This window comes from Pannonibacter carbonis (assembly GCF_003012935.1).
Classification (GTDB): Bacteria; Pseudomonadota; Alphaproteobacteria; order Rhizobiales; family Stappiaceae; genus Pannonibacter; species Pannonibacter carbonis.
The window spans coordinates 43,912-68,360 of record NZ_PUDR01000003.1 but is presented as its reverse complement, the minus strand read 5'-3'; the positions used below and the strand labels follow the sequence as shown (position 1 = coordinate 68,360).

At 65.0% G+C, this 24,449-nt stretch carries 20 protein-coding genes; 8 read left to right on the top strand and 12 right to left on the bottom strand.

From position 1 onward, the window contains the following. Positions 1-287: 287 nt before the first annotated feature. The 5 genes from rarD to cysS form a co-directional block, all read right to left on the bottom strand. A complete protein-coding gene (gene rarD, locus C8348_RS04570; protein ID WP_106752416.1) occupies positions 288-1,214 on the bottom strand; it encodes an EamA family transporter RarD in 927 nt (308 codons plus the stop codon). Positions 1,215-1,298: 84 nt separating this feature from the next. Beyond that, complete coding sequence (gene cimA, locus C8348_RS04565; protein ID WP_106752107.1) at positions 1,299-2,897, bottom strand: citramalate synthase; 1,599 nt, start codon at positions 2,895-2,897, stop codon at positions 1,299-1,301. Positions 2,898-2,927: 30 nt separating this feature from the next. After that, the gene (gene pip, locus C8348_RS04560) at positions 2,928-3,890 is read right to left on the bottom strand and encodes a prolyl aminopeptidase (RefSeq protein WP_106752106.1); all 963 of its coding nucleotides are present in this window, start codon (positions 3,888-3,890) and stop codon (positions 2,928-2,930) included. 3 nt (positions 3,891-3,893) lie between these two features. Further along, positions 3,894-4,385, bottom strand: a complete 492-nt coding sequence (locus tag C8348_RS04555; RefSeq protein ID WP_106752105.1) for a GFA family protein — start codon at positions 4,383-4,385, stop codon at positions 3,894-3,896. A 235-nt stretch (positions 4,386-4,620) separates the two neighbouring features. Continuing rightward, on the bottom strand, positions 4,621-6,111 hold the full coding sequence (gene cysS / locus C8348_RS04550) for a cysteine--tRNA ligase (protein ID WP_106752104.1): 1,491 nt from the start codon (positions 6,109-6,111) through the stop codon (positions 4,621-4,623). 299 nt (positions 6,112-6,410) lie between these two features. On the opposite strand from cysS, the gene C8348_RS04545 reads away from it, so the two are divergent. From C8348_RS04545 to C8348_RS04535, 3 genes are all read left to right on the top strand, one after another. Further along, positions 6,411-8,126, top strand: a complete 1,716-nt coding sequence (locus tag C8348_RS04545) for a L,D-transpeptidase family protein (RefSeq protein WP_208983551.1) — start codon at positions 6,411-6,413, stop codon at positions 8,124-8,126. A gap of 352 nt (positions 8,127-8,478) precedes the next feature. Beyond that, a complete protein-coding gene (locus tag C8348_RS04540) occupies positions 8,479-8,667 on the top strand; it encodes a hypothetical protein (protein ID WP_106752103.1) in 189 nt (62 codons plus the stop codon). Positions 8,668-8,802: 135 nt separating this feature from the next. Further along, positions 8,803-9,150 (top strand): ArsR/SmtB family transcription factor, encoded by a 348-nt coding sequence (locus C8348_RS04535; RefSeq protein ID WP_106752102.1) that lies wholly within the window; start codon positions 8,803-8,805, stop codon positions 9,148-9,150. A 179-nt stretch (positions 9,151-9,329) separates the two neighbouring features. On the opposite strand, the gene C8348_RS04530 is transcribed toward C8348_RS04535, so the two are convergent. Together C8348_RS04530 and C8348_RS04525 are read right to left on the bottom strand one after the other, a co-directional pair. Next, a complete protein-coding gene (locus tag C8348_RS04530) occupies positions 9,330-9,860 on the bottom strand; it encodes a CreA family protein (RefSeq protein ID WP_106752101.1) in 531 nt (176 codons plus the stop codon). 426 nt (positions 9,861-10,286) lie between these two features. Further along, positions 10,287-11,282 (bottom strand): MBL fold metallo-hydrolase, encoded by a 996-nt coding sequence (locus C8348_RS04525; protein WP_106752100.1) that lies wholly within the window; start codon positions 11,280-11,282, stop codon positions 10,287-10,289. Between the two features lie 306 nt (positions 11,283-11,588). Here C8348_RS04525 and C8348_RS04520 point away from each other — a divergent pair, with 306 nt between their 5' ends. Both C8348_RS04520 and C8348_RS04515 read left to right on the top strand, forming a co-directional pair. Next, positions 11,589-12,128 (top strand): MarR family winged helix-turn-helix transcriptional regulator, encoded by a 540-nt coding sequence (locus tag C8348_RS04520; RefSeq protein ID WP_106752099.1) that lies wholly within the window; start codon positions 11,589-11,591, stop codon positions 12,126-12,128. A 107-nt stretch (positions 12,129-12,235) separates the two neighbouring features. Next, positions 12,236-13,597, top strand: coding sequence for a DUF2865 domain-containing protein (locus C8348_RS04515; RefSeq protein WP_106752098.1), 1,362 nt, complete (start codon positions 12,236-12,238; stop codon positions 13,595-13,597). On the opposite strand, the gene gltX is transcribed toward C8348_RS04515, so the two are convergent. From gltX to C8348_RS04490, 5 genes are all read right to left on the bottom strand, one after another. Beyond that, entirely contained in the window at positions 13,560-14,921 is a 1,362-nt protein-coding gene (gene gltX / locus C8348_RS04510) for a glutamate--tRNA ligase (RefSeq protein WP_106752414.1), read from the bottom strand. The genes C8348_RS04515 and gltX overlap by 38 nt on opposite strands. 50 nt (positions 14,922-14,971) lie before the next feature. Further along, the gene (locus C8348_RS04505; protein WP_106752097.1) at positions 14,972-16,177 is read right to left on the bottom strand and encodes an MFS transporter; all 1,206 of its coding nucleotides are present in this window, start codon (positions 16,175-16,177) and stop codon (positions 14,972-14,974) included. 68 nt (positions 16,178-16,245) lie between these two features. Continuing rightward, positions 16,246-17,928, bottom strand: coding sequence for an NAD+ synthase (locus C8348_RS04500; protein ID WP_106752096.1), 1,683 nt, complete (start codon positions 17,926-17,928; stop codon positions 16,246-16,248). A 51-nt stretch (positions 17,929-17,979) separates the two neighbouring features. Continuing rightward, positions 17,980-18,594: a response regulator gene (locus tag C8348_RS04495; protein WP_106752095.1), complete on the bottom strand. Its 615-nt coding sequence runs from the start codon at positions 18,592-18,594 to the stop codon at positions 17,980-17,982. A 224-nt stretch (positions 18,595-18,818) separates the two neighbouring features. Further along, complete coding sequence (locus C8348_RS04490; protein ID WP_106752094.1) at positions 18,819-20,198, bottom strand: class II 3-deoxy-7-phosphoheptulonate synthase; 1,380 nt, start codon at positions 20,196-20,198, stop codon at positions 18,819-18,821. Positions 20,199-20,431: 233 nt separating this feature from the next. On the opposite strand from C8348_RS04490, the gene C8348_RS04485 reads away from it, so the two are divergent. From C8348_RS04485 to C8348_RS04475, 3 genes are all read left to right on the top strand, one after another. Continuing rightward, positions 20,432-21,205, top strand: coding sequence for a VIT1/CCC1 transporter family protein (locus C8348_RS04485; RefSeq protein WP_106752093.1), 774 nt, complete (start codon positions 20,432-20,434; stop codon positions 21,203-21,205). Between the two features lie 328 nt (positions 21,206-21,533). Next, entirely contained in the window at positions 21,534-23,111 is a 1,578-nt protein-coding gene (locus C8348_RS04480; protein ID WP_106752092.1) for a sensor domain-containing diguanylate cyclase, read from the top strand. Further along, positions 23,101-24,444: a flavin monoamine oxidase family protein gene (locus C8348_RS04475; protein ID WP_106752091.1), complete on the top strand. Its 1,344-nt coding sequence runs from the start codon at positions 23,101-23,103 to the stop codon at positions 24,442-24,444. Before C8348_RS04480 ends, C8348_RS04475 begins: the two co-directional genes overlap by 11 nt. Positions 24,445-24,449 lie beyond the last annotated feature (5 nt).

Below are 24,449 nucleotides of genomic sequence, written 5' to 3'. Positions count from 1 at the left end.
GACTGGCTGCCGTGCCCCCCCACCCCTCACCCCTCCCCACGAGGGGGAGGGGGGCGGAGCGGCTACTGCTCTCCCCACCATGGGTTGAAGCGCAGCAGTTGTTGCCCCTCTCCACCCTTGAGGGGGAGATGTCTGCGCCAGCAGACAGAGGGGGGTAGCGGCGTTGCAACACAATCCGGCTCTAATCTGTCTGGAGAGGCAGAATACCCCCCTCTGCCCCCTGCGGGGGCATCTCCCCCTCAAGGGGGGAGAGGGGTGCTGCGGCCTGCCGTCGCTTAAGCCCTCCCCTACCCGGCGCGGGATTGCCGCCAGCGGCGCAGGGAATCGAGGCTGACGAGGGCGAGGGCGAGCCAGATCATCGAGAAGGTGCCGAGCTGCGCCATCTGCAAGGGCTCGCCCCAGATGTACACGGCCTGCAGGAAATGCAGGGACGGGGCGATGTACTGGATAAGGCCGATGAGCACCATCGACAGGCGCCGGGCGGCGCCAGAGAACAGGATCAGCGGCACGGCGGTGATGATGCCGGTGCCGGCCAGCGCCAGCATCTGGCCCGTGCCGGTGAAATAGGCTGGCGACAGGCTTTCGGGTGCAAAGAACACCACATAGCCGAGCGCAAAGGGCATCAGGAGGATGATCTCGATGAAGAGACCGGCCGCAGCGCCGACGGGCGTGATCTTGCGGATATAGCCATAGAAGGCAAAGCTGACCGCCAGCGAGATCGCCACCCAGGGCAGACCGCCGGAGAACACCGTTTTCAGGATCACAGCAAGGGTGGCGATGCCAACGGCGAGCGCCTGAACCGGCGTGAGTTTCTCACGCAGGATGACGAGACCGAGCAGGATCGACACCAGTGGATTGATGAAGTAGCCAAGGCTCACATCCAGCACCTTGGCCTGGCCGATGGCCCAGACGAAGATCAGCCAGTTGGCGGCAATCAGCACCGCCGAGGCAAACAGCAGGCCGACAAGCCGCGGCGTCTTCAGGATGCCGATGATCTCCGGGATGCGGCCCTGCAGGGCAAGATAGCCGCCGACGAAGACCGTCGACCACAGGATTCGGTGGGCCACGACGACATCCGGCGCGACGCCGTCGAGCAGCTTGAAATAGGCCGGTAGCACGCCCCACATGCCATAGGCGGCAAGGGCGAGGATGACGCCGAGACGCGTCTCGTCAGAAGCGCCGGGAGTGCCTGAAGCGCCGTTTGCGGATGCCATGAACCGATGACCTGTTGCCATGCCCGCCGTCGGCCCCATCCCGAGGGACAGGACCTTGGCAAGCCAAGGGCCAGAACGTCCGCGTCAGCGGGCTTCCTCGGCCTTCAGCAGGGCGTAAGTGATGGAATCGACGAGCGCCTGGAAGGAGGCGTCGACGATGTTGGACGAGACGCCAATGGTAAACCAACGGCGGTGGGTTGCAAGATCGTGGCTTTCGATCAGCACGCGGGTGACCGCGCCCGTGCCGCCGTCGAGGATACGCACCTTGTAGTCCACCAGCTCCAGCCCCTCGATGGCGGACTGGTATTTGCCGAGATCCTTGCGCAACGCGCCGTCGAGGGCGTTGACGGGGCCGTTGCCCTCGCAGACGGACATGCGGGTCTCTCCGTCCACATCCACCTTCACCACGGCCTCCGACATGGTGACCAGCTCGCCGATGGCGTTGAAGCGGCGCTCGACCATGACGCGGAAGGACTTTACGTCAAAGAAGCGCGGCACCTTGCCCAGCATGCGGCGGGCCAGCAGCTCGAAGGAGGCATCGGCGGCTTCATAGGCATAGCCCTTGGCCTCGCGCTCCTTCACCTCGACCAGCAGCGCGTCGAGCTTGGGATCGGCCTTGTCGACGTCAACGCCGAGACGGGCGAGCTCGCCGAGCAGGTTGCTCTTGCCGGCCTGGTCGGAGACAAGGACCTTTCGCTTGTTGCCGACAAGTTCCGGTTCGACATGCTCGTAGGTCTTGGGGTCCTTCAGCAAGGCGGAGGCGTGGATGCCGGCCTTGGTGGCGAACGCGCTTTCGCCGACGTAAGGCGCATGGCGGTTCGGCGCGCGGTTCAGCATCTCGTCGAAGGCGCGGGAGATGGCCGTGAGATCGCGCAGATGCGCCGGCGTCAGGGACAGCTCGACCAGATCCGTATAGGGCGCCTTCAGCATCAGCGTCGGGATCAGCGACACCAGATTGGCGTTGCCGCAGCGCTCGCCGATGCCGTTCAGCGTGCCCTGGATCTGGCGCACGCCGGCCTCGACGGCGGCGAGCGAGTTGGCCACCGCCTGGCCGGTGTCGTCATGGGCGTGGATGCCCAGATGCGTGCCCGGCACGACCTCGCGCACGCGGGCGACGATTTCCCTGACCTCGCCCGGCAGCGTGCCGCCGTTGGTGTCGCACAGGACGACCCAGCGCGCGCCGGCCTCATAGGCGGTGCGGGCGCAGGCCAGTGCATAGTCCGGGTTGGCCTTGAAGCCGTCGAAGAAATGCTCGCAGTCGATCAGCGCCTCGCGGCCGGCCGCGACAGCCGCCTGAACCGTGTCGCGGATGCTGTCGAGGTTTTCCTCATTGGTGCATCCCAGAGCCACCTCGACATGGTAATCCCAGGACTTGGCGACAAAGCAGTTGGCATCGGCCTTCGCCTCCAGCAGCAGCTGCAGGCCGGGATCGTTTGACACCGACCGCCCTGCCCGCTTGGTCATGCCGAAGGCGGTGAAGCGGGCCTTCGTCGTGCGCTTTTGCGAAAAGAACTCGGTGTCGGTGGGGTTGGCACCCGGATAGCCGCCCTCGACATAGTCGACGCCCAACCGCTCGAGAAGCTCGGCAATCGCAATCTTTTCCACCACCGAGAAGTCAATGCCGCTGGTCTGGGCCCCGTCGCGCAGGGTGGTGTCGAACAGATAGAGTTTCTCGCGGGTCATGGCTGGATACCGGATGCTTGTTATTGAAGGTCAGACGCTGGGAAGGCCGGCGAACTGGTCGGTGGCACGGATCAGGCGGTCGAGAATGCCTGGCTCGTTATAAGCATGGCCGGCCCCCTCGATGAGGTGGAACTCGGCGCGCGGCCAGCGCTTGTGCAGCTCATGGGCATAGCGCGCCGGACAGGGCATGTCGTAGCGGCCATGCACGATGACGCCGGGGATGTCGGCCAGACGCCCGGCATTGGCCAAGAGCTGGCCCTCCTCCAGCCAGCCGCCATGCATGAAGAAGTGGTTCTCGATGCGGGCGAAGGCATGGGCGAATTCGTCCTCGCCGAAGTGGTCGGTGTTGGCCGGGCTCGGCAGCAGCGTGATGGTCTCGCCTTCCCACAGGCTCCAGGCCCTAGCCGCCGCGACCCGCACCGCCTTGTCGGGATGGGTCAGCCGGCGCTGGTAGGCGGCCATCATGTCGTGACGCTCGTCGGCCGGAATGGGCGCCTGGAAACGCTCCCATTTTTCCGGGAACATCTCGGAGACGCCGAACTGGTAGTACCAGGCAAGCTCCGCCTTGGTCAGGGTGTAGATGCCGCGCAGCACCAGTTCACTCACCCGCTCGGGATGGGTTTCGGCATAGGCCAGCGCCAGCGTCGAGCCCCAGGACCCACCGAAGACCAGCCACTGATCAACGCCCGCCATCTCGCGCAGGCGCTCGATGTCGGCGACCAGATGCCAGGTGGTGTTGGCCTCCAGCTCCGCATGGGGCGTGGAGCGGCCGCAACCGCGCTGGTCGAACAGCAGCACGTCATAGTGCTCGGGATGGAACAGGCTGCGATGCGCCGGCGAGATGCCGCCACCGGGGCCGCCATGCAGGAACACGGCCGGCTTCTTGCCCGGCGTGCCCGAACGCTCCCAGTAGATCGAATGGCCTTCGCCGACGTCGAGCATGCCGGACGCATAGGGCTCGATCGCGGGGTAGAGGTCGCGCAGAACGGTCATGGATCAGTCCTTTGTGGAGGGGGCGTGCGGCGGCCAGTCGGTCGTGTCGTGGTCGGGATGCTGGTAGGAGACCACCGAGGCAAGGAAGGCCACGGCGGCGGCGTCCTCTTCGGTCCTGCGCTCGGCGATTTCCGCCATGCGATCGGTGTAAGGCAGCTTGCCCTCCACGCCATAGGCTATGACGGGCACGATATCGTCCGGCTTGTCGAAGGCAGCAATCGAGAGCGCCATGCCGTCCGGGGCCTCGTAGGTCAGCGGGGTGCCGCAGGCCGAACAGAAGCCGCGCGCAACCACGTTGGAGCTCTGGAACCGGGCCGGCTCGCCCCGCGTCCAGTCCACGCTGTCCGCCTCGCGCACGGAGACGAGCGGTGCATAGAAGCCGCCAAAGGCCTTCTGGCACATGCGGCAATGGCAGATCGAGGCATGCCCGAGCTTGCCCCTCACCCTGAACCGCACCGCCCCGCACTGGCATCCGCCGGATCGTTCTTCCGTCATGCTGTCTCCTCCCCTCGATCTGTTTCAACACCGCGTGCCCGCAGACATCTCCGCATGGTTCAATTGCAAGTGCTAGCGCCAGCCCCCCACCCCTCACCCCTCCCCACGAGGGGGAGGGGGGCGGAGAGGCCTTACCCCCTGGCTGAAGTCCTCGGGCCGCCTGGCTGAAGTCCCAAGCGCAGGCGCTTCAGCTCCCCTCCCCCTCGCGGGGAGGGGTTGGGGGGAACCCCGAACATCAGCGCTTGACCTCCCAGGTGGTGGTGCGCTGGCCGGTGGCGGGGTCCTTGCCGTCCTTGAGCAGGACGCCCATGGCGATGAGCTCACCGCGCAGGCGGTCGGCCTCGTCGAAGTCTTTCGCCTCAAGGAAGGCGAGACGCTCTGCGACGAGAACCTCGATGGCCTGCTGCTCCGACTGATCGCCGCCACGCAGCCAGGCTTCCGGCTTCTGCTGCATGAGGCCGAGGAACCGGGCCGAGGCCAGGGCAACGGCGGCGGATTCCGGCTGGTAGAAGTCCCAGCCCAATGTACTTTCACCAAGCACCAGGTCGCCGAGGCGGGAGGACGAGAACAGACCCTGCAAAACCTTGATCGCAGCCCCGGTGTCGAGATCATCCGCCAGGGCCACAATCAGATCATCGCTGACGGTGGACGGCGCCACGTCGCCAGCCTGATCAAGCATGCGGTACCAGCGGGTCAGGATGTTCTCCGCCTCCTCCAGCTTGCGGACGGAGAAGTCGATCGGCTCGCGGTAGTTTGTCATCAGCATGGCAAGGCGCAGCACTTCGCCGGGCCACTTGCGGCCGCCGAAGACGTCCGTATGCAGCAGGTCGTGGATGGTGAAGAAGTTGCCGTCGGACTTCGACATCTTGCGGCCTTCGACCTGCACGAAGCCGTTGTGCATCCAGTAGTTCGACATCACCGGCGTGCCATGGGCGCAGCAGGATTGGGCGATTTCGTTTTCGTGGTGCGGGAAGATGAGATCGAGCCCGCCGCCGTGGATGTCGAAGACCTCGCCAAGATGCGCCTTGCTCATCGCCGAGCATTCGATATGCCAGCCAGGGCGGCCACGGCCCCAGGGGCTGTCCCAGCCGGGCTCTTCCGGCGACGACAGTTTCCAGAGCACGAAGTCGCCCGGGTTCTTCTTGTGCGCATCGACCGCGATGCGGGCGCCGGCGAGCTGGTCGTCGAGATTGCGCTTGGAGAGCTGGCCGTAGGTCGGCATGGAGCCGGTGTCGAACAGCACCTCGCCGCCCTCCTCCGTTGCCGCCACATAGGCGTGACCACGGGCGATCAGGGTCTCGATCATCGAGACCATGCCGGCGATGTGCTGGGTCGCGCGGGGCTCATGGGTGGGCGGCAGGTTGCCGAGGGTGGCGACATCCTTGTGGAACTGGTCGGCGGTGGTCTTCGTCACCAGCGCGATGGCGTCGTTGAGCGGCAGGCCCGGATGATCGCGCAGGGCTCTTGCGTTGATCTTGTCGTCCACGTCCGTGATGTTGCGGACATAGGTGACGTGATCCGCGCCATAGACATGGCGCAGCAGCCGGTAGAGCACGTCGAAGACGATGACGGGGCGCGCGTTGCCGATATGGGCGAAGTCATAGACGGTCGGGCCGCAGACATACATGCGCACGTTCGCGGCATCGATGGGGGAGAACTCCTCCTTCGACCGGGTCAGCGTGTTGGTCAGACGCAGGATGGGTGCGTCCGGCTTCGCATGGGTCATGACAAAACATCTCCTGGCCTGCTGGCCGGGACGTCCGTCTCTTGGAAAAATGACGCAAGAAGGGAACGGCCACAGCCAGCGATTGCGCTAGCTGCAGATAATGGTGATCGGAATGAGGGTCCGGTTGGCCGTGTTCATGGGCAAAACCTTTGACCGGTTTCAGGGCAGCGGTCAAGCGAAGATGCAAAACCATCAGGCCTCGCCTTTTGCGGCACAATCGGGGCAGAAAACTGGACTGGGGCTGCCAACACGCTAGGATTTGCCGGTCGGGAATCGCCCGGCCGGCCGGGGGGCGCGACATGACAGGCACGTATCGACTTGCAAGGATCACCGGAGCGGCAAAGACCGCTGCAGCACCGAGGCATCGGCTCACCGCGCGCGGCTTCGCAGCTGCGGTGCTTGCCGGGCTGATGCTGTCAGGTGCGGTGCTCGTGACTGCGCCGGAACCTGTGGCAGCACAAACAGCAAGCACAGCAGCGACCGATCAGGGCATCGGCAATGTGATTGCCGAAGCGATCCTGGCGCGGCTTGGCACGGTCCCGGATCCCGCCATCGCGGCCTATTACGCCGCGCGCGGCGGGCAGCCGCTGTGGGTGCTGTCGGACGGAGCGGAGGCAGGACTTTCGGAAAACGGCCACCTGGCCATCGCCGCCTTTGCCGCAGCCAATGACCATGCGCTCAACCCGGATAACTATGCCCCGATCGATCTGGCCCGGCGCGCCGATGCGGCTGCGACGGCCGAAGACTATGCCACGCTAGACATCGACCTGACGCGCAATTACGTGCGCTACGGCACGCATCTGGCCTCCGGCCGGGTGCAGCCGAATGTGGTGAGCAAGGCGCTCAACATTTTCCCCGAGATCCCGGACCCGGCTGATCTCCTGAATGCAGTCAGCCAGTCGCCGGATTTCGGCGCCTATCTCGAGGGGCTGGCGCCGCAGTCGCCCTCCTACGCGCGGCTGAAGCAGCGGCTGGCGGAGTACCGGGACAAGGCCGCGCGGGGCGGCTTTACCCACGTGCCGGCGGGCGAGACGCTGAAGCCGGGCATGACGGACCCACGCCTTGATGCCCTGCGCAAGCGGATGGCCGAGGAGGACTACCTCACTGCTGCCGCGCATACGGGCGACGTCTATGACGGGGCGCTGGTGGAGGCAGTGAAACAGTTCCAGGAGTATCACGGCCTGACGGTGGACGGGGTGATCGGGCCGGGAACCCTGGCCGAGATCAATGCCTCGATCACCCAGCGCCTGATCCAGATGGAGCTGAACATGGAGCGCCGGCGCTGGATGCCGGACGATCTTGGTTCGACCTACATCTTCGTCAACCTGGCCGATCAGGTGCTGAAGGTCGTGAAGAACGACAAGACCATCCACACGGCGCGGGTTGTGGTAGGCAAGCCCTATCACGCGACGCCGGTGTTCTCGCGCAATATGACCTATGTGGAGGTCAATCCGTTCTGGAACGTGCCGCAGTCCATTGCGGTGAACGAGTATCTGCCCAAGCTGATCAAGAATCCTTCTGCGCTGTCCGGCCAGAACATCCGCGTGTTCAAGGGCGACACTGAAGTGAACCCGGCGAGCGTGGCCTGGGCGTCGTTCAAGGGCACCGGCCTGCCCTACCAGCTCCGCCAGGACCCGGGCGACAAGAATGCGCTTGGCCGCATCAAGTTCATGTTCCCGAATGCCTTCAACATCTACATCCACGACACGCCGTCGAAAGCGCTGTTTGACCGTTCGGAACGCTATTTCAGCCACGGCTGCATCCGGGTGTCGGATCCCTTTGCCCTGGGTGAGGTGCTTCTGGCAGCGCAAGGCTATGACCGGGCGAAGCTGGAGAAAATCAAGGGCAGCGGCGACCGGCAGGTGATCACCTTGAAGGAACCGGTGGCGGTGCATCTGACCTATCTGACAGCCTGGATGAACAAGGACGGCTCGACCCACTTCCGCCCGGACATCTATGAGCGCGATGAAGCGCTGCTGAAGGCGCTCGCCCGCGCCATGCGGGAGAACCTTTGACCGGAACGCCGGAAATCGACGACCTGAAGGCCCTCAGACCGTTGACAAACCCACGATGGTCTTCCCGGACGAGAGCGAAGCGGAGATCCGGGACCGGAGAGCCACAGTCTATCCAGTTCTGGCTCATTGACACATCAAGGCTTCGGCTCTCCGGTCCCGGCTCGGCGCTTCGCTTGGCCGGGATGACGCCGGTCAGGTTGAGGTTCATCAGCAAGCTGGCAACTAACAACCGTTCACGAAGCTGAACGGCAGCTGAAAGCCTGTCTCAGCATGGGTTCAGCCCCGCCCTGCCATTGTAGCGCCATCAGGTCGTCATGGACCGGGCGCAGCCCGGCCGGCAGCGGAGCTTCCCATGGTATCGCGTATCGTCTCCCTCACCTTCGTTCTGTCGGTCCTGCTGTTTCCGCTGATGGGGATGGCGGCTCTTGTCGCCGGCCCCGCCGTTCCCCAGGCTGTATCGGCACAGAAGAGCATGTGCCTGACCTCAGGCCTTGGCTGCGGTGCCGGCCACATGCTGCTGCCGGCCCTGTCGCGGCATTGAGCCGGCGCAACTGGCGCAAGTGCCGGGCATCTCCGGCTCGGCTTTCCGGCCCTGGAGGATGATTTGCCGCGCGCAAAGCCTGTCACAATCTGGTATTGATTGCAGCGCAAACGGAAACCTGTTACTTTCGAGATCATGAAACCAGAAGCACTCGAGGCCAAGGCCGAAATGGCTGCCCAGTTCCTGAAAATGATCGCCTCTGCGCCGCGGCTCCTGCTGCTGTGCCAGATGGCGGAAAAGGAATGCAGTGTCGGTGAACTGGCCGAAAAAACCGGCATGCGCATGCCGACAGTCTCGCAGCAATTGAGCCTCCTGCGCGCTCAGGGGCTTGTTCTGACCCGGCGCGAAGGCACAACAATCTATTACCGTCTGGCCAGCGAGGCAGCCCGCGAAGTGATGGGCGTGCTGTTCAAGCACTTCTGCGCGGTCGACGCCAAGGGTCTGCCCGTTTTAGCCGGCGTGGATGAAACCGAGACGGCCTGAGGGCTGAGAGCCCGGTAAGACATCCCAATTACCCGTCGAGGCCTTGTGCACGGGCTTGAGCCCAGGTGCGGATGTGCGGGTTTATCTATCTCCAGAGAAAACAGAACGGGTCCCGGCACAAGGCCGGGACAGCGCAGAGAAAATGCCCTGGCAGTCCCTGCCATGGGGAAGCCGCAAGATCACTTCGTGACGAAATCACTGCAGCGCGGGGCCGGCTGGTCGCCCCAAGGCATGATCGGAACGGTCGAGGTCGAGTTTTTCGGGCTGCCCTCGATGATCTTGTCGGAGTAGACGAGATAGACCAGCACGTTGCGCCTGGCATCACAGCCGCGCACGATGCGCATCTTCTTGAACAGGAACGAGCGGCGCTGGCGGAACATCTCGTCGCCCTGCTCGAATTTTCCCTTGAAGGTGACCGGTCCGACCTGACGGCAGGCGAGCGAGATATCTGAGACTTCCTCCGCAACGCCAAGCCAGCCCTCCACGCCGCCCTTTTCCGGAACGGTGAAATGACAGGCTACGCCGTCGACCACGGGATCGTCGATGGCATAGGTGGCGAGCTTGTGGTCGGGGGTCAGGAATTTCCAGACAGTCGATTTCTTGAAGATGAGGTCCGGTTCATCGCCAGCAGCCAGGGCGCCGCCTGATGGCAGCACCGCAGACAGGCAGAGGACGGCAGCGGTGGCGAGGGCGGTTTTGCGCAGCGACATGGGAAACCTTCCGGATGTGACCTTGAGCAGAACGGCGCAACTTGCGCCGGACCGCATGTGGGCACGGACATCGTTAACTACCAGTGCCGGAGCGCCCCATGCGTAGAAATGCGTAAGGGGCCGGACAGTGCCTCCCACCGGTTGGATGACAAGCTCTAGTCTGCTGAGATCTTGCTCAGTGTCACCCCGGGCGTAGTGAAGCGGAGACCCGGGGCCTACTCGTTCGCAGAGCGACCATTTTGCGGCTCGAAAGTCACGGCGAGACCGTTTCCGCTTTCCGGTCCGTCGCTTGGTTACATAGGCTCTGCGAGCGAGTAGGCCCCGGCTCTCGCGTTGCTCGGCCGGGGTGACACCGATGGGCTTGTCATCAGCCTCAGGGGCTGGACAGTTCCGACCCCTTGCCAAATGCGTGTACGGAGTAGCGGATCAGGCGGCGTTGCTGGCCGTGCTCTGGTCGTCGGCCCGGTCCATGGAACCGAGCAGGCCGAGGGTCTGGCGATAGCGATCCGCTGTCCAGACCTGGGGCAGGTCCTGGCCTCCGGCCTCCTCAAGCGCCCGGACGACATTGAACGGCATCCGGGTGCTGTAGTGCGCCAGCTTGCCGAAACGCGGGTCCATGGCGTCGCGGATGGCAGCATAGGCCTCCTTCAAGGACATTCGCTCGTCGGCGCAGGCCTTGGCGGTGCCAAGCAGGGTATCGAGATAATCACGCGTGCGGTTGAGGGCCTCGCCGACTTGGGTCGGTCCGGCGACGGCGGGGGCACAGCCGGCAATCAGCGCATTGGCGCGAAAGGCGCGCATGCGCTCCAGCGTCCGCAGCCAGTCGGCAAGATGGCCGTCGCGGGCATCGACGCAGCCGCCTGGCTCGAGCAGATCACCGCCAAACATGACGCCGCTGTCGGGCACATAGACGACGACATCGCCCATCGTGTGGCCGCGCCCCAGATGCATCACCCGGACCTCGCGGCCGGATAGCCGCAGCGACAGGGACGAGGCAAATGTCAGGCTCGGGTCCACCGGCAGGCCTGAAGCGTAAGCGGCGCGAAGCGGGCCCTGCGGTTCCTGCTGCCGAGCCACCTGCTCGCAATCGAGATCCTGACGACCACGCTCCTCGATCAGGCGCCGGGTCAGGTCGGACGATATGATTTCGCCCGGAACAAAGGCCGATGCGCCAAGCCGGCGGCGCGCGTGGTAATGGGTCAGCACCACATGCTTGACCGGCTTGTCGGAAAGACGATCCAGCGCTTCAAGCACGGGCGCGGCCTCATCCTTGTTGGCCGGGGCATCGACAAGGACAAGACAGTCTTCCGCGCGGATGACGCCGAGGGTCGGACGGCCGGGCCGGGCCAGGGCAAAGCAGCCTCTGCCCACCTCTGCGATGGCGACGGTGTCCGCCTCGGTGCCGCTGCTGGTCTTGCTCATGGGTATTCACCTTCTGCTTGGCGGATCCATCGCCTGCAGCGCCCTCTGGCACGGCCCCTGCCCGCAGCAGCGACCGGATCCTCTCCTCACTTCCGCACGATCCATGCGGATCGCCCCGATTCGCAAACAAATGCAGAGAAATCATGGCGCAGAGACAGTTTTATCAACAAGTTGCTGAGTTATCCGGCTTTGCGCGAGGCCTGTAGCCGGGTCAAACTGATGCCCGACCTGCGGCAAAGACCGATTGCTGCACGCGCGAAGGCGTTCAATATTATGCCCGCGCGGCCTTGAAATCACGGAGCCCGGATGTCCCCGCCGAAGTTGCCACACTCTGCCGACGAAAACCCTGCCCTGCCGGTGGACAGCGAGCCGTTGCGGCTGGAAACATTCCTGCCCTATCGCCTCAGCATCCTGTCCGAAGTGGTCAGCCGGGCCTTGTCGCGGATCTATTCCGACCGGTTCGGGATTGCAATCCCGGAATGGCGGGTGGTGGCAACCATCGGCCAGTATGGCAAGGTCACAGCACGGGATGTCGGGGCGCACAGCCACATGCACAAGACCAAGGTGAGCCGAGCGGTGGCAGCGCTCGAGGCACTTGGCTATGTCGCTCGCACCCCCAACCCCGACGACATGCGCGAGAGCTTTCTCGAACTGACGCCGAGGGGCGAGGCAATGTACCGGGAACTGGTGCCGCAGGCGCGGGCTTTCTCCGACGCCCTGCTGGCAACACTGCCTGCGGGATCCCTGGCCGATCTCGACGAGCTTCTGTCGCGGCTGCAGGAGGCAGCAAGGCATCTGGGCGACAACGAGACAGCCCATGGAGCTGGAGTGTCGACACCCGATTAACCGCGTTCCCGGCCTTCGATTGCAATTGAGACCGAGCAGTTGAATAGTGGGATCGGGATGGCGCACGACCGCCCCGGCGGCTTTCGTGCGGACAAAGGGATCAAGCCATGACGGCAGTCGGAAACGCGGCCCTGAGCGGGCTGCGTCTGCTTGTGCTCTGGGGAACCGTCTGCCTTGCAGCCGGTGCTGCCGAGGCGCGCACGGCTGCCTGCGACGGGCTGGAGCGCCAGCTCGCCCGCGCACAGGGCGCGTCCCAGACCTCCGGCGGGTCCAAGTGGGACGAGGCTGCCCGGCAGCAGGCGACCGCAATCAGCGCAGCCGAGCGGGATGCCTCCTATTTCCGCTGCTCGGCCCAGCCCGGTAGCCCAAAATGCGCCGGTCTTCTCGACAAGATCGGCCGCATGAAAACCAATCTGGCCAAGATCGAACGTCAGCGTACCAAGAGCAATCCGGCCGCTGCGCGCAGTTCAAAGGATGTTGTCCGGCTGCAGGCTGCACTGGTGCGAAATCGCTGCAACGAGGCGCCGGCCCGGGTGGAAAAGGCGCGCGGCGGCGATGCCCTGGAAGCCCAGAAGCCGAGCGGGTTGCTCAACCGGATCTTCGGCGGCAGTGAGCCCGATGACCGTCCGGTCCGGATCACGACGCCGCAGCCGACGCAGCAGCTTGCCGCGACCTCCCGGGCGAGCGAGACCATTGGCGAGCGGCGCTCGCGGGCCCAGGTGACCGCCATCGACACCAATGTCGCCAGGCTCCGGGTCCCGACCGGCGGCACCTTCCGTACCCTGTGCGTCCGGACCTGCGACGGGTATTTTTTCCCGATCAGTTTCTCGACCAGCAGCGACAAGTTTCCCCAGGACGCACAGATCTGCGCCTCGATGTGTCCAGCCGCACAGACGGACCTGTTCATCTATCCCAATCCCGGCGGTGAACCGGAGAACATGATGTCGCTGGCCGGCATCGCCTACAAGGACCTGCCCAACGCCTTCCGCCACCGCAAGGAATACGTGGAGGGTTGCAGTTGCCAGGCGAGGCCAGCGGGCACGGGCGCGGCCGGACTGCAGGTTCCCGGGGCGACGAACATGTCGCTGATTCCCATGGCCGGAACCGTTCTGCCCGCGCGCGCGCGCTATGGGACAGGCGCCGAGGACGATCCGCGCACCGGAAGCCTGCGTGCGTCGATCAGTCCCGTTCCGGCTGATGCTATCCCGGAGGATGCCGACCCTGATACCCGGCAAAATCTGCTGGAAGGATTTGATGCAACGGCCCTTGTCAGCGTCGATGCTCCGGCGGGCAGCACCACCTTGAGCACCCTGGATACGCTGCCGGCACCTGAACTCGAAGTGCGCGGCGCAGCGCCTGCAGAAACAGCTTCGGCAGAGGAGCCGGCACAGGAAGCGTCAGCGCCCGCGCCGGCAGCCCCGCGCGGTCCTGTCAGGCAAGTCGGGCCAAAATTCTATCCCGACCGATAAGCGGCAGCAGCGCGTTCATGTCCGGGCCATGGTCATGGCCGGTCAGCGCCTGGCGCAGCGGCATGAACAGGCCCTTGCCCTTGCGGCCCGTTGCCCCTTTCAGCGCCTCGGTCCAGGCCTTCCAGGTCATCGGCGTCACCTCGCCCTCCGGCAGCAGTGCACGGGCGCTGGTGATGTAATCCCGGTCTTCCCCGGCGATCACCGGCGTGATTTCGCCGGCCACAACGCGCCACCAGAGCGCGGCATCGGCAACCTTGACACAGTTGTCGCGCACGGCGAGCCAGAAGGCTTCGCCGCCGCCGATGCCAAGGGCGGTCAGCCGGCCGGTCACATCCGCGAAGGCCAGGGCATGGACGAGATGGGCGTTGAGCGTTTCGAGTTCGGCCGGATCAAACTTGGCCGAGGATTTGGAAATGCCGGCAAGATCCAGCTTGTCCGCCAGCGCATCAAGGGAGGCGACAGCCTCAACGGCCTGTGACGTGCCCGTGAGGACGGCAAGCGACGCCAGCGCCATGGGCTCGAGCCCGGCCTCGCGCAGGGAGGATACCGACAAGGCCCCCTTCCGCTTTGACAGGCCCTCGCCATCGGCGGTGGTCAGGAGATTGTGGTGAGCCAGCACCGGCGGCTCGGCGCCCAGCGCCCGGAACAGGGCGATCTGCACGGCGGAGTTGGCCACATGATCCTCGCCGCGGATGACGTGGGTGATGGCCAGATCCGCATCGTCGACCACGGAGGTGAAGGTGTAGAGGCAAGTGCCATCCTCACGCACCAGCACCGGATCGGACAGGGAGGCGAGGTCGATGGCCTGCGGTCCCCGGCAGAGGTCATCCCAGGTGACGTCGGTGCGCCGGGGCGCCAGAGGATCACCTTCATGGTTGGGCAGCAGGAACCGCCAGTGCGGCCTGCGGCCTTCCGCTTCCAGCCGGGCGCGGTCCTCCGGAGTGAGCTTAAGCGCCGCGCGGTCATAGACAGGCGGGCGGCCGAGCGCACGGGCCCGGGTGCGGCGGCGTTCCAGCTCGTCGGCGGTCTCGTAGCAGGGATACAGCACGCCTGCCGCCTTCAAGGTCTCTGCCGCAGAAGCATAAAGCGCCCCGCGGTCCGACTGGCGATAGACGGCATCCGGCCTGAGGCCAAGCCAGTCGAGATCGGCGGCGATCGCCTGCGCATATTCCTCGCGCGAGCGCTCCAGATCCGTGTCGTCGAAACGCAGGATGAACCGCCCCCCGTTCCGGCACGCGAAGAGCCAGTTGAGAAGGGCGGTGCGGGTGTTGCCGATGTGAATGAGGCCCGTCGGCGAGGGCGCAAAGCGGACTGTGACGGTCATGGCCATGAGGTATCCCGGCTGCGGGATCGGGACAAGGGATAAGATGGGCCTCAGCGCCGCTTCAGGATCCGCGATGCGGCGGTCAGCGCTCCGATCATGGCAAGGCAGTAGAGGCCCATGCCGAGGATTTGCAGGTCGAAGGGTACGCTCAGGTCAATGAGCCAGCCGGTGAGGCCGGGGCCAAGGGCGGAGGCAAAGACCATCACGGCAAAGACCACCGAGCGGATCGCGCCCAGATGTGCTGTCCCGTACAGCTCCGGCCACAGCGCACCGGTGAAGGTGGCGACGAAGCCATTGGAGAGGCCAAGCAGCGCCATGAAGGCGAAAACACCGGCAGGCTGGTGCACCAGCGCCAGCACCAGACATCCGGCAGTGAGCGGCACCAGCATGAAGGGCATCAGGGCGCGGGCGGAAAACCGGTCGATCAGGCCGCCGAGCACCAGCGAGGACAGCACGGCGGTGGCAGACATGACCATGAAGGCCAGCGCGAACAGTTCCTTCGGCCAGCCGCGCAGCTCGGTGAGATAGACCTGGTGGAACAGGATGGCCGTTGCGATGAACGGCGGGGCAAGGACACCGGCGCTGACCACGTAGAACAGCGGGTCGCGCAGCACTTCCGCCCGGCTCCAGTTGCGCGGCGCGGTTCCCGCGCGCGCCAGATCCTGCGCCTGCGGCACGCGCTCCTTCCTCAGGAGCAGCAGCACCAATGGCAGCACGGCAAGCACCATCACCGCAGCGGCGAGCCCCCAGGTCTGGCGCCAGCCGATCAGCGCCGAAAGCGTGACGAAGGTGATCGGCAGCAGCGCCTCCGAGACGGGATAGCCGAGCCCGACCACGGCCACCGCCCTGCCCCGCTGCGCGTCGAACCAGCGCCCTGTCGCCGTCATGGCCGTGTTCGACATCATGCCCTGCCCGAACAGGCGCAGGCCATAGAGCGCAAAGGCCAAAACGGCCACATGCGGCGTCAGCGCCATGAGAAGACAGAAGCCGCCGAGGGCCAGCATCACACCGGCCGCCACCTGGGGCACGGTAAAACGGTCCAGCGTCCGGCCAAGGGTGGGCAGGGTGAGGGCCGATCCGAGGGTGGCGAGCATGTAGAGCGAGCCGAGCTCGCCATGGCTCAGCCCGAAGGTCTGCCGCAGGTCACCGGCGGACAGGGAGATGAAAAAGGTCTGGCCGAAGCCGGAAAAGGCGGTGAGCACAAAGGCTGCACCGAGCCAGCGGGCATTGCGGCCCAAAAAGGAGAGGAAGGACATCACTCACTCCGGGAGGGAGCCCGAGCCTGCACTCCCCTCACAAGAGGCGTCAAGGGCAACTGGCCCGGTTAGCGGTCGCGGAAGCGGTTGGTGATGGGGTAGCGGCGGTCGCGGCCGAAGTTGCGGCGGGTGATCTTGACTCCGGGAGGGGCCTGGCGGCGCTTGTACTCGGCGATGTAAAGCAGGTGCTCGACGCGCTGGATGGTGGCGCGGTCGTAGCCCTTGGCCTCGATCTCGGCCACGGACAGCTCGTTCTCGACAAGGCCCTCAAGGATGGCATCGAGCACGTCATAGGGCGGCAGGCTGTCCTGGTCGGTCTGATTCTCGCGCAGCTCCGCCGAGGGCGCCTTGGTGATGACACCCGCTGGCACGACCTCGCCGGTCGGCCCCTTCAAGCCATCAGGGCAGTTCAGGTTGCGCCAGGCGGCCAGACGGTAGACCTCGGTCTTGTAGAGATCCTTGATCGGGTTGTAGCCGCCGTTCATGTCGCCGTAGAGCGTGGCGTAGCCGACCGACATTTCCGACTTGTTGCCGGTGGTCAGGACCATGGCGCCGAACTTGTTCGAGACCGCCATGAGGATGACGCCACGGCTGCGCGACTGCAGGTTCTCTTCCGTGATGTCCGGGGCGCGGCCGGCAAAGAGCGGGGCGAGAACCTCGGTGAAGCCGGTCATCGGGGCCTCGATCGGCACGATGTCGTAGCGCAGGCCGAGCGCGTCGGCGCTGGCTTTCGCATCGCGCAGGCTGTCGCTCGAGGTGTAGCGATAGGGCATCATGATGCCATGCACCCGGTCAGCGCCCAGCGCATCGACGGCCATGGCGGCGCAGACGGCCGAATCGATGCCGCCGGACAAGCCGAGCACGACGCCGGGGAACCGGTTCTTGTCGACATAGTCGCACAGGCCCTGGACACAGGCGAGCCAGTTGGCTTCCTCGCGGGCCGGCAGCGGATGGACGGGACCGGAAACGCAGCGCAAGCTGCCCTCCCCGTCGCGCTCCCAGTCGGTGACGGAGATCAGGCTTGCGAACTGCGGCAGCTGGAAGGCGAGGCTGCGGTCGGCGTTGAGGGCAAAGGAAGCGCCGTCGAAGACCAACTCGTCCTGGCCGCCGACCTGGTTGCAATAGACCAGCGGCAGGCCGCTCTCGACCACGCGGGCAACCATGACCTGCAGCCGCTCTTCCGCCTTGCCGGCCCAGTAGGGCGAGGCATTGGGGATCAGCAGGATCTCGGCGCCGGTTTCGGTCAGGCACTCGATGACCTCGTCGGTCCAGGCGTCCTCGCAGATCGGCAGGCCGAGGCGCAGGCCGCGGAACTCGACCGGGCCAGGCAGCGGCCCCGGGGTGAAGACGCGCTTCTCGTCAAAGACGCCGTAATTGGGCAGGTCGACCTTGTGCCGGACAGCGGCGATACGCCCGCCATCGAGCAGGGCGACGGAATTGTGCACGCCCTCCCCGTCGGACCAGGGCAGGCCGACGAGAACGGCCGGTCCGCCGTCGGCGGTGTCCTTCGCCAGATCCTCGGCCGCCTCGCGGCAGGCGCGGACGAAGGCGGGCTTCAGCACCAGATCCTCGGTCGGGTAGCCGGCGAGGAACAGCTCTGACAGAAGCAGGAGATGCGCCCCGCCGGCGGCCGCCTCAGCACGCGCGGCGCGGACGAGGGCAGCGTTGCCCTTGATGTCGCCCACGACGGGGTTGAGCTGGGCAGTGGCAAGGCGGAGGCGGGAGGCGGAGGCAAGGGAGGCGTCGGTCATGGGCAAAGCAGTAGCGCACCGCGCAGAAGCTGGCAATCGGCGCTGTCAGCTTCAAAGAAAGGCGAGGCCCGGCTGCTGATCGACCTCGCTCTGGCGTTGCGCTGCAGCCGGTTTCACGGTGTGCTTCTGGGCCTTGGTCGGGGCCTTGATCGGGGTGGGATCCGATGGCTCGGAGTGACGTGACAGGTCGATCACCTCACGACCACGGATGTCGAGCGGGCGGGTGCCTGGAAGCCGCAGGGAACCTCGCGACCGGCCATGCTGGTCCTGATACACAAGCGCGGTCTCTATCCGGTTGTACAGGACGGCAGGGGCAACGGGCTTGGCGACAAAACCGTGAATGCCGATCCGGATTGCCTCGAGGATCACCGGTTTGCGGGCATGCGCTGTGACGATCACAACCGGCGTGGTCGCCAGGGACTTGTCCTTGTCGGCGCGGATCAGATTCAGGAAATCAACCCCGGAGACCGGGGTCATGAGCCAATCGCAGAGCACAAGGTCCGGCCGCCGGTCGATGACGATCTCCAGACCATCCGCCCCGTCAGCCGCGTCATAGATCCGCCGGGCCCCGAATCCGGCCAGGATCGAGCGCAGGATCTGACGCATGTGCATGTTGTCGTCGACGATCAGGAACGACAGGTTGCTGATGTCCAGCCGAGTTCGCATCTCACCCTCCCACGGGCTTGCTGCGCTGTCCTTAGGCGATCTTCCGTTAAGGCAAGATTACGTTTTCCCCTGTTGGAAATACCAATCGCAGAAAAGACCGGTTTCACGGGGTATCTAGGTGTTTTCCACAATATAACGCTGCGTCTCCAGTGCGCTGCCGCACCGCAAACAAATAGGGCGAGCCTGGTGGCTCGCCCTCGTTATTCAACCATGCCGGCGATGTGTCAGCCGTTGACGACCATCTTGTCGGTGCGGCCTTCGCGTTCCTTCTTCAGGTTCTCGGCGACGAGGAAGGCCAGTTCGATGGCCTGGTCGGCATTGAGGCGCGGGTCGCAGTGGGTGTGGTAGCGGTCACCGAGCTGCTCGGCGGTGAGCGCGTGGGCGCCGCCGGTGCATTCGGTGACATTGCGGCCAGTCATCTCGACATGGATGCCGCCGGCATGGGTGCCTTCCGCGCGGTGCACGGCGAAGAAGGCTTCCACTTCCTTGAGGATCCGGTCGAACGGACGGGTCTTGTAGCCGCCAGCGGTGATGGTGTTGCCATGCATCGGGTCGCAGGACCACACGACGGTGCGGCCTTCGCGCTCGACGGCGCGAATGAGCTGCGGCAGATGCTCGAACACCTTGTCGGCGCCGAAGCGGCAGATCAGCGTCAGACGGCCGGCCTCATTGTCCGGGTTCAGCGTGTCGATCAGCTTCAGCAGACCGTCAGCGGTCAGCGAGGGGCCGCACTTCAGGCCGATCGGGTTCTTGATGCCGCGGAAGAATTCCACATGGGCATGGTCCGGCTGACGTGTGCGGTCGCCGATCCACAGCATGTGGCCGGAGGTGGCGTACCAGTCGCCAGACGTGGAATCGATGCGGGTGAAGGCCTGCTCGTAGCCGAGCAGCAGCGCCTCGTGGCTGGTGAAGAAATCCGTCGAGCGCAGCTGCGGCACACTGTCCGGCGAGACGCCGCAGGCGCGCATGAAGGACAGGGATTCGGAAATCCGATCCGCCAGTTCCTGATAGCGGTGCGACTGCGGGCTGTCCTTGACGAAGCCCAGCATCCAGCGATGCACCTGGTCGAGGTTGGCAAAGCCACCCTGGGCGAAGGCGCGCAGAAGGTTCAGCGTCGCAGCCGACTGGCGGTAGGCCATCGACAGGCGGTTCGGATCCGGGATGCGGCTTTCCGGCGTGAAGGCGATATCGTTGATGATGTCACCGCGGTAGCTCGGCAGCTCGACATCGCCCTGCTTCTCGATGTTGGACGAGCGGGGCTTGGCGAACTGGCCGGCGATGCGGCCGACCTTCACCACCGGCTGGGCGGCGGCATAGGTCAGGACAACCGACATCTGCAGGAAGACGCGGAAGAAGTCACGAATGTGATCCGGGTGATGTTCTGCAAAGCTCTCGGCGCAATCTCCACCCTGGAGGAGGAAAGCACGGCCCGCCGCAACATCCGCAAGCTGGCGCTTCAGTGCGCGCGCCTCGCCTGCAAAAACAAGCGGCGGATAGGTCGACAGGCGCTTCTCGACATCAGCGAGCGCCTGAGCATCGGGATAATCCGGCACCTGCTGGATCGGTTTTGATCTCCAGCTGTCCGGGGTCCACTTCTCCGCCATCACACATTCTCCAACTACCGTCCGGGCTTGTGCCTATTCCGTCTTTCGTCCGGCCCAGATACCTTCCCTTGATAACATTGTTTCGCCCACCCTACATGAAGTGGAGGAAACGTGCGGCTTATACACCGGTCCGGGTAGCAAGACCACAGGTAAGGCCGCTTCCTGGCCTCGCAAGAAGCCGGGCTGAAGAGTTAACCGCCAGCGCCCCTGCCGCGCAAGCCACGAGTTGTCCGATGCCAGCCTCTCCGCCGTCCAGCCCGCACAACACGCTGGAACATGACCACAGCCGGGACGCCATCGCACGGCGGCTGACCGAAGGCCCCAAGGTCAGCTATCTGCGCGACTGGATTTATGGCGGCATCGACGGCGCCGTTACCACCTTTGCCATTGTCGCAGGCGCGATTGGCGCGGGGTTGCCGGCCTCCGTCGTCCTCATCCTGGGCTTTGCCAACCTTTTAGCCGACGGCTTTTCGATGGCAGCTGCCAACTATGCCGGCAGCAAGGCTGAGGGCGAAGACTATCAGCGCCTGCGGCAGGTCGAGGAGCGCCACATCCAGCTTGCGCCCGAAGGCGAGCAGGAAGAAATCCGCCAGATCTTCGCCGCCAAGGGCTATGCGGGGGCGGAGCTTGAACAGTTGGTCAGCCTGATCACGTCACGGCGCGAGGTTTGGATCGAGACCATGCTGGCCGGCGAATACGGCATCAGCGATGGGCACCGACAGCCGATGGCCGCAGCGTTGGCCACTTTCACCGCCTTCGTGCTGTGTGGACTGGTTCCGCTGCTGCCGTTTCTGGTTGGTTCGTTTGGCTATCCGATTGCAAACCCGGGGCTTGTGACAACCGGGCTGACGGCGCTCACGTTTTTTGGCATCGGCTCACTCAAGTCACGCTGGTCGACGCGCGGCTGGCTCAGTTCAGGCAACGAGACCCTCGCCATCGGCATCTCCGCCGCGGGGATCGCCTGGGCCGTCGGGGCCCTGCTGCACGGGGTGTTCGGCATCGGCTAGGAACCGCCCGACGAAACACGGAGCCACAGAAAGGGCTCAGAGCTCCTGTCCACTCAACGGGTCCGGATGCAAGGCCGGTTGCTGTTTCTGCTGGGCTCGCCGCAGACCGCGAGGAGCCAGGATCAAACTGCCTCATTTTCGAGACAAGATGCACTTAATAATTGCGTTTAGGCCAATCTCTGTATTCTGAAGTTGAGCGCCTTAACGGTAAATTTGCCAATCTTCCGTATGGGAAATTAACGGCAGGGGATTATCCTCTGCCTACGTATCCGGCGTGCGGCAAAACCGTTGAACGTTTCTGCCCACGACCCCACGAGGGAGTTCAACGGTGCCCCGACGGGACACGAAAGAGAAAGCCGCTGTCAAGGCGCGGCACCGCTGGACCCTGACGCGGCAGGTTTACTTGCTTGCGGCTGTTCTCATTGCCCTTGCGACCCTGTCTCTTGTCTTTGTCGGGCATATTGCTTCACGTGCGGCAGACGAACAGGCACAGCGCAACGAATTGCGGTTGCTGGAAAATGCCCTCACCGATCGCAGCCAGCTGATTGCCCGTGACCAGTTCACGCTGGCGCGCTGGGACCGGTCGGTCGAAAATATTTCTCTTCGCTTCAACTCCGGCTTTGTCCGCTACGAGTTTTTCGACTCGCTCTGGTATGATTTTGGCCACGAACAGGCCTTCCTGGTTGACCCGGCCGGCATCCTGCTCGCTGAATCCCGGCTTGGCGACGCGAGCTTCCGGCGAAAGCCCCTGGCAGCGACCTCGCCCTTGATGCAGATCGCAAAGGCAACCGCGCAGAAACACGCGGCAAACGGCGCAGCGCTTGACGCGCCCGGCACGTTGACGGCGACGCGGGTGGACGAGAGCGCCGTTTACCAGTTTGCCGAACTTGACGGCGTCGTCACACTGCTTGTGGCCATGCCGATCGTGCCGGATGATCACGATGTCCAGTTGCCGGCCGGTCCCCCGGTCGTGGTGGTTTCGGGCAAGGCACTCGACGAGGCCTTTGTCGCAGATCTGAATGCCCAGTTGTCCTTTGTCGACATCCGGTTCGTGCGCGAGACATCGATAGACCTTGGGCTGACGCGCCTGCCCGTGACGACACTGGACGGCACGCAGCTTGGCAGTTTCCAATGGGTGAGCGAGACCCCGGGGCAGCACGTGTGGCAGATGATCGTGCCGGCTATCGTCTTGCTCGGCGGCCTTATTGCGGTGTCGGCGCTGCTGATCGCCTGGAAGATCAGCGGGCTGACACAGGCGCTGGAGGAACGGGAACGGGAAGCCAGCCACCTTGCCCAGCACGACATCCTGACCGGGCTGGCCAACCGGCTGCAGATCACCGCCGCCCTTGATCTGGCCGTCGAAGGATTGCCGGCGAGGCCCTTTGCCCTGATCAGCTGTGATCTCGACCGGTTCAAGGCCATCAATGACAGTTTCGGCCATGGAGCGGGCGACGAAGTGTTGCGTGAGGTCGCGCGGCGACTGGAGGATGCGGTCGGCTCGCATGGGCTGGTTGGCCGGCTCGGCGGCGACGAGTTCATCATCCTCGTCACGGCATTCTGCGATCGCAAGAAGCTGACGCGCCTGGCACAGCAGATCCTGTTAACCGTTCCGGCCCCCGTCCCCCTCAGCGAGACAACGACCGCCCATTTCGGGCTGTCACTCGGGATTGCCATCGCGCAGATCAGCGTTGCCGACAGCGAAGTGCTGCTGGCAGCTGCGGATACCGCGCTTTATGCGGCAAAGGCGCGGAAGGTTGGCTCATTTGTCTTTGCCGGTGATGCGGACACGGAGGCGCTGAAGGCGGCAGCCGATCGCGGACGCGCCCCGGTGGCGGCATCGAGCTCAGAGTTTGGCACCGAAGGGCGCGGTCGCCCGCGTCCAGACCAATCCTCCAATGTTGCCTGACGGGCGGCGGCGCCGCCTCGTCCTGGCGCTTGCCGCACTCGCAGCCGTCGCAGCCTGCCCACAGCCCCTCAATGCCAGACCGGCACGCCGGATCCTCGTCCTGGGGGCCGGCATTGCCGGACTTGCCGCCGCCCGCCGGATTGCCGATGCAGGGCACCACGTCACCGTTGTGGAGGCCCGCACGCGCATCGGCGGACGGATCGACACCACGCGCAGCGCCGGATTTGTCATCGAGCGCGGGGCGGGCTGGATCCATGGCCTGACCGATAACCCGCTTGCGGCCCTTGCCAAACGAGCCGGGCTGACATTGCGCCGCACGTCCTACGCAAGGCCCCTGGCGCTCGATGCCAGCGGCGGAACGATTGCGCCTGAGCGGCTTGCGGCGGCCGAAGACCAGATGACAGCCTTGCTGGAGCGGATCGATGCCCGCACAGACAGCCCTGCCGGGGTGTCCCTGGCAAAGGCGATAATGCAAGCGCAACACGGGAAAGCGGTGCCAGCTGTTGTTTCATCTCTTCTGAGGCTTGAGATCACCGGAGATCTCGGCGCAGATCTTGAGGACCTCGACGCAGGCAGTTTTGATGAGGATGCAGCTTTTGGCGGCGGCGATCACTGGATCACCGAAGGATATGACCGGATCCCGGCGCTTCTGGCCAAAGGGCTCGACATCCGGCTCGGGGAACCGGTTGTAGAAGTCGCGGAACGTGGAGACGGACTGGATGTGATCACCGCCGCAGGCCTCTACAGCGCAGACCAGGTGGTCGTTGCACTACCCCTCGGGGTCCTGAAGGCAGGCGACGTCATGTTGCCGGGGGCAAGCCTCGGGCCACGGCGGCAGGCGATGGAGCGGATCGGGCTGGGCACCTTGTTCAAGCTGGCGGTGCCCTTGGCCGGTGGCCTGCCGGATGTGGATGTCATCCTGCCGGCTGATCCTGCGCTTGCGCCCTGGACAGGGCTCTATCCCCTGCGCCAGGCGCCGGCGCCCGCCATGATGCTGATCGCCGGTGGGCGTGGCGCAAGGGCGCTCGAACAGATGCCCGTCGATGCGGCACTGGCGGCGGCCTCCGCCCTGCTCTCCCGGCTGCGCCTGCCCGCCATCGACCGCAGCAAGGCATGGCACGTGGCCTCGAATTGGAGCACTGATCCTTTCACGCAAGGGTCGTACTCGCATCCCCTGCCCGGCGGCAGCGCGAAGGACTATGCCGCCCTCGCGCAGCCCTATGGCAAACGACTGTTTTTCGCCGGGGAACATTGCCTGTTCGCCCACCACGCAACTGTTCACGGCGCGATGATGAGCGGTGCGGCGGCGGCCCGGGCGCTTCTGGCTGCCTGAGCCGT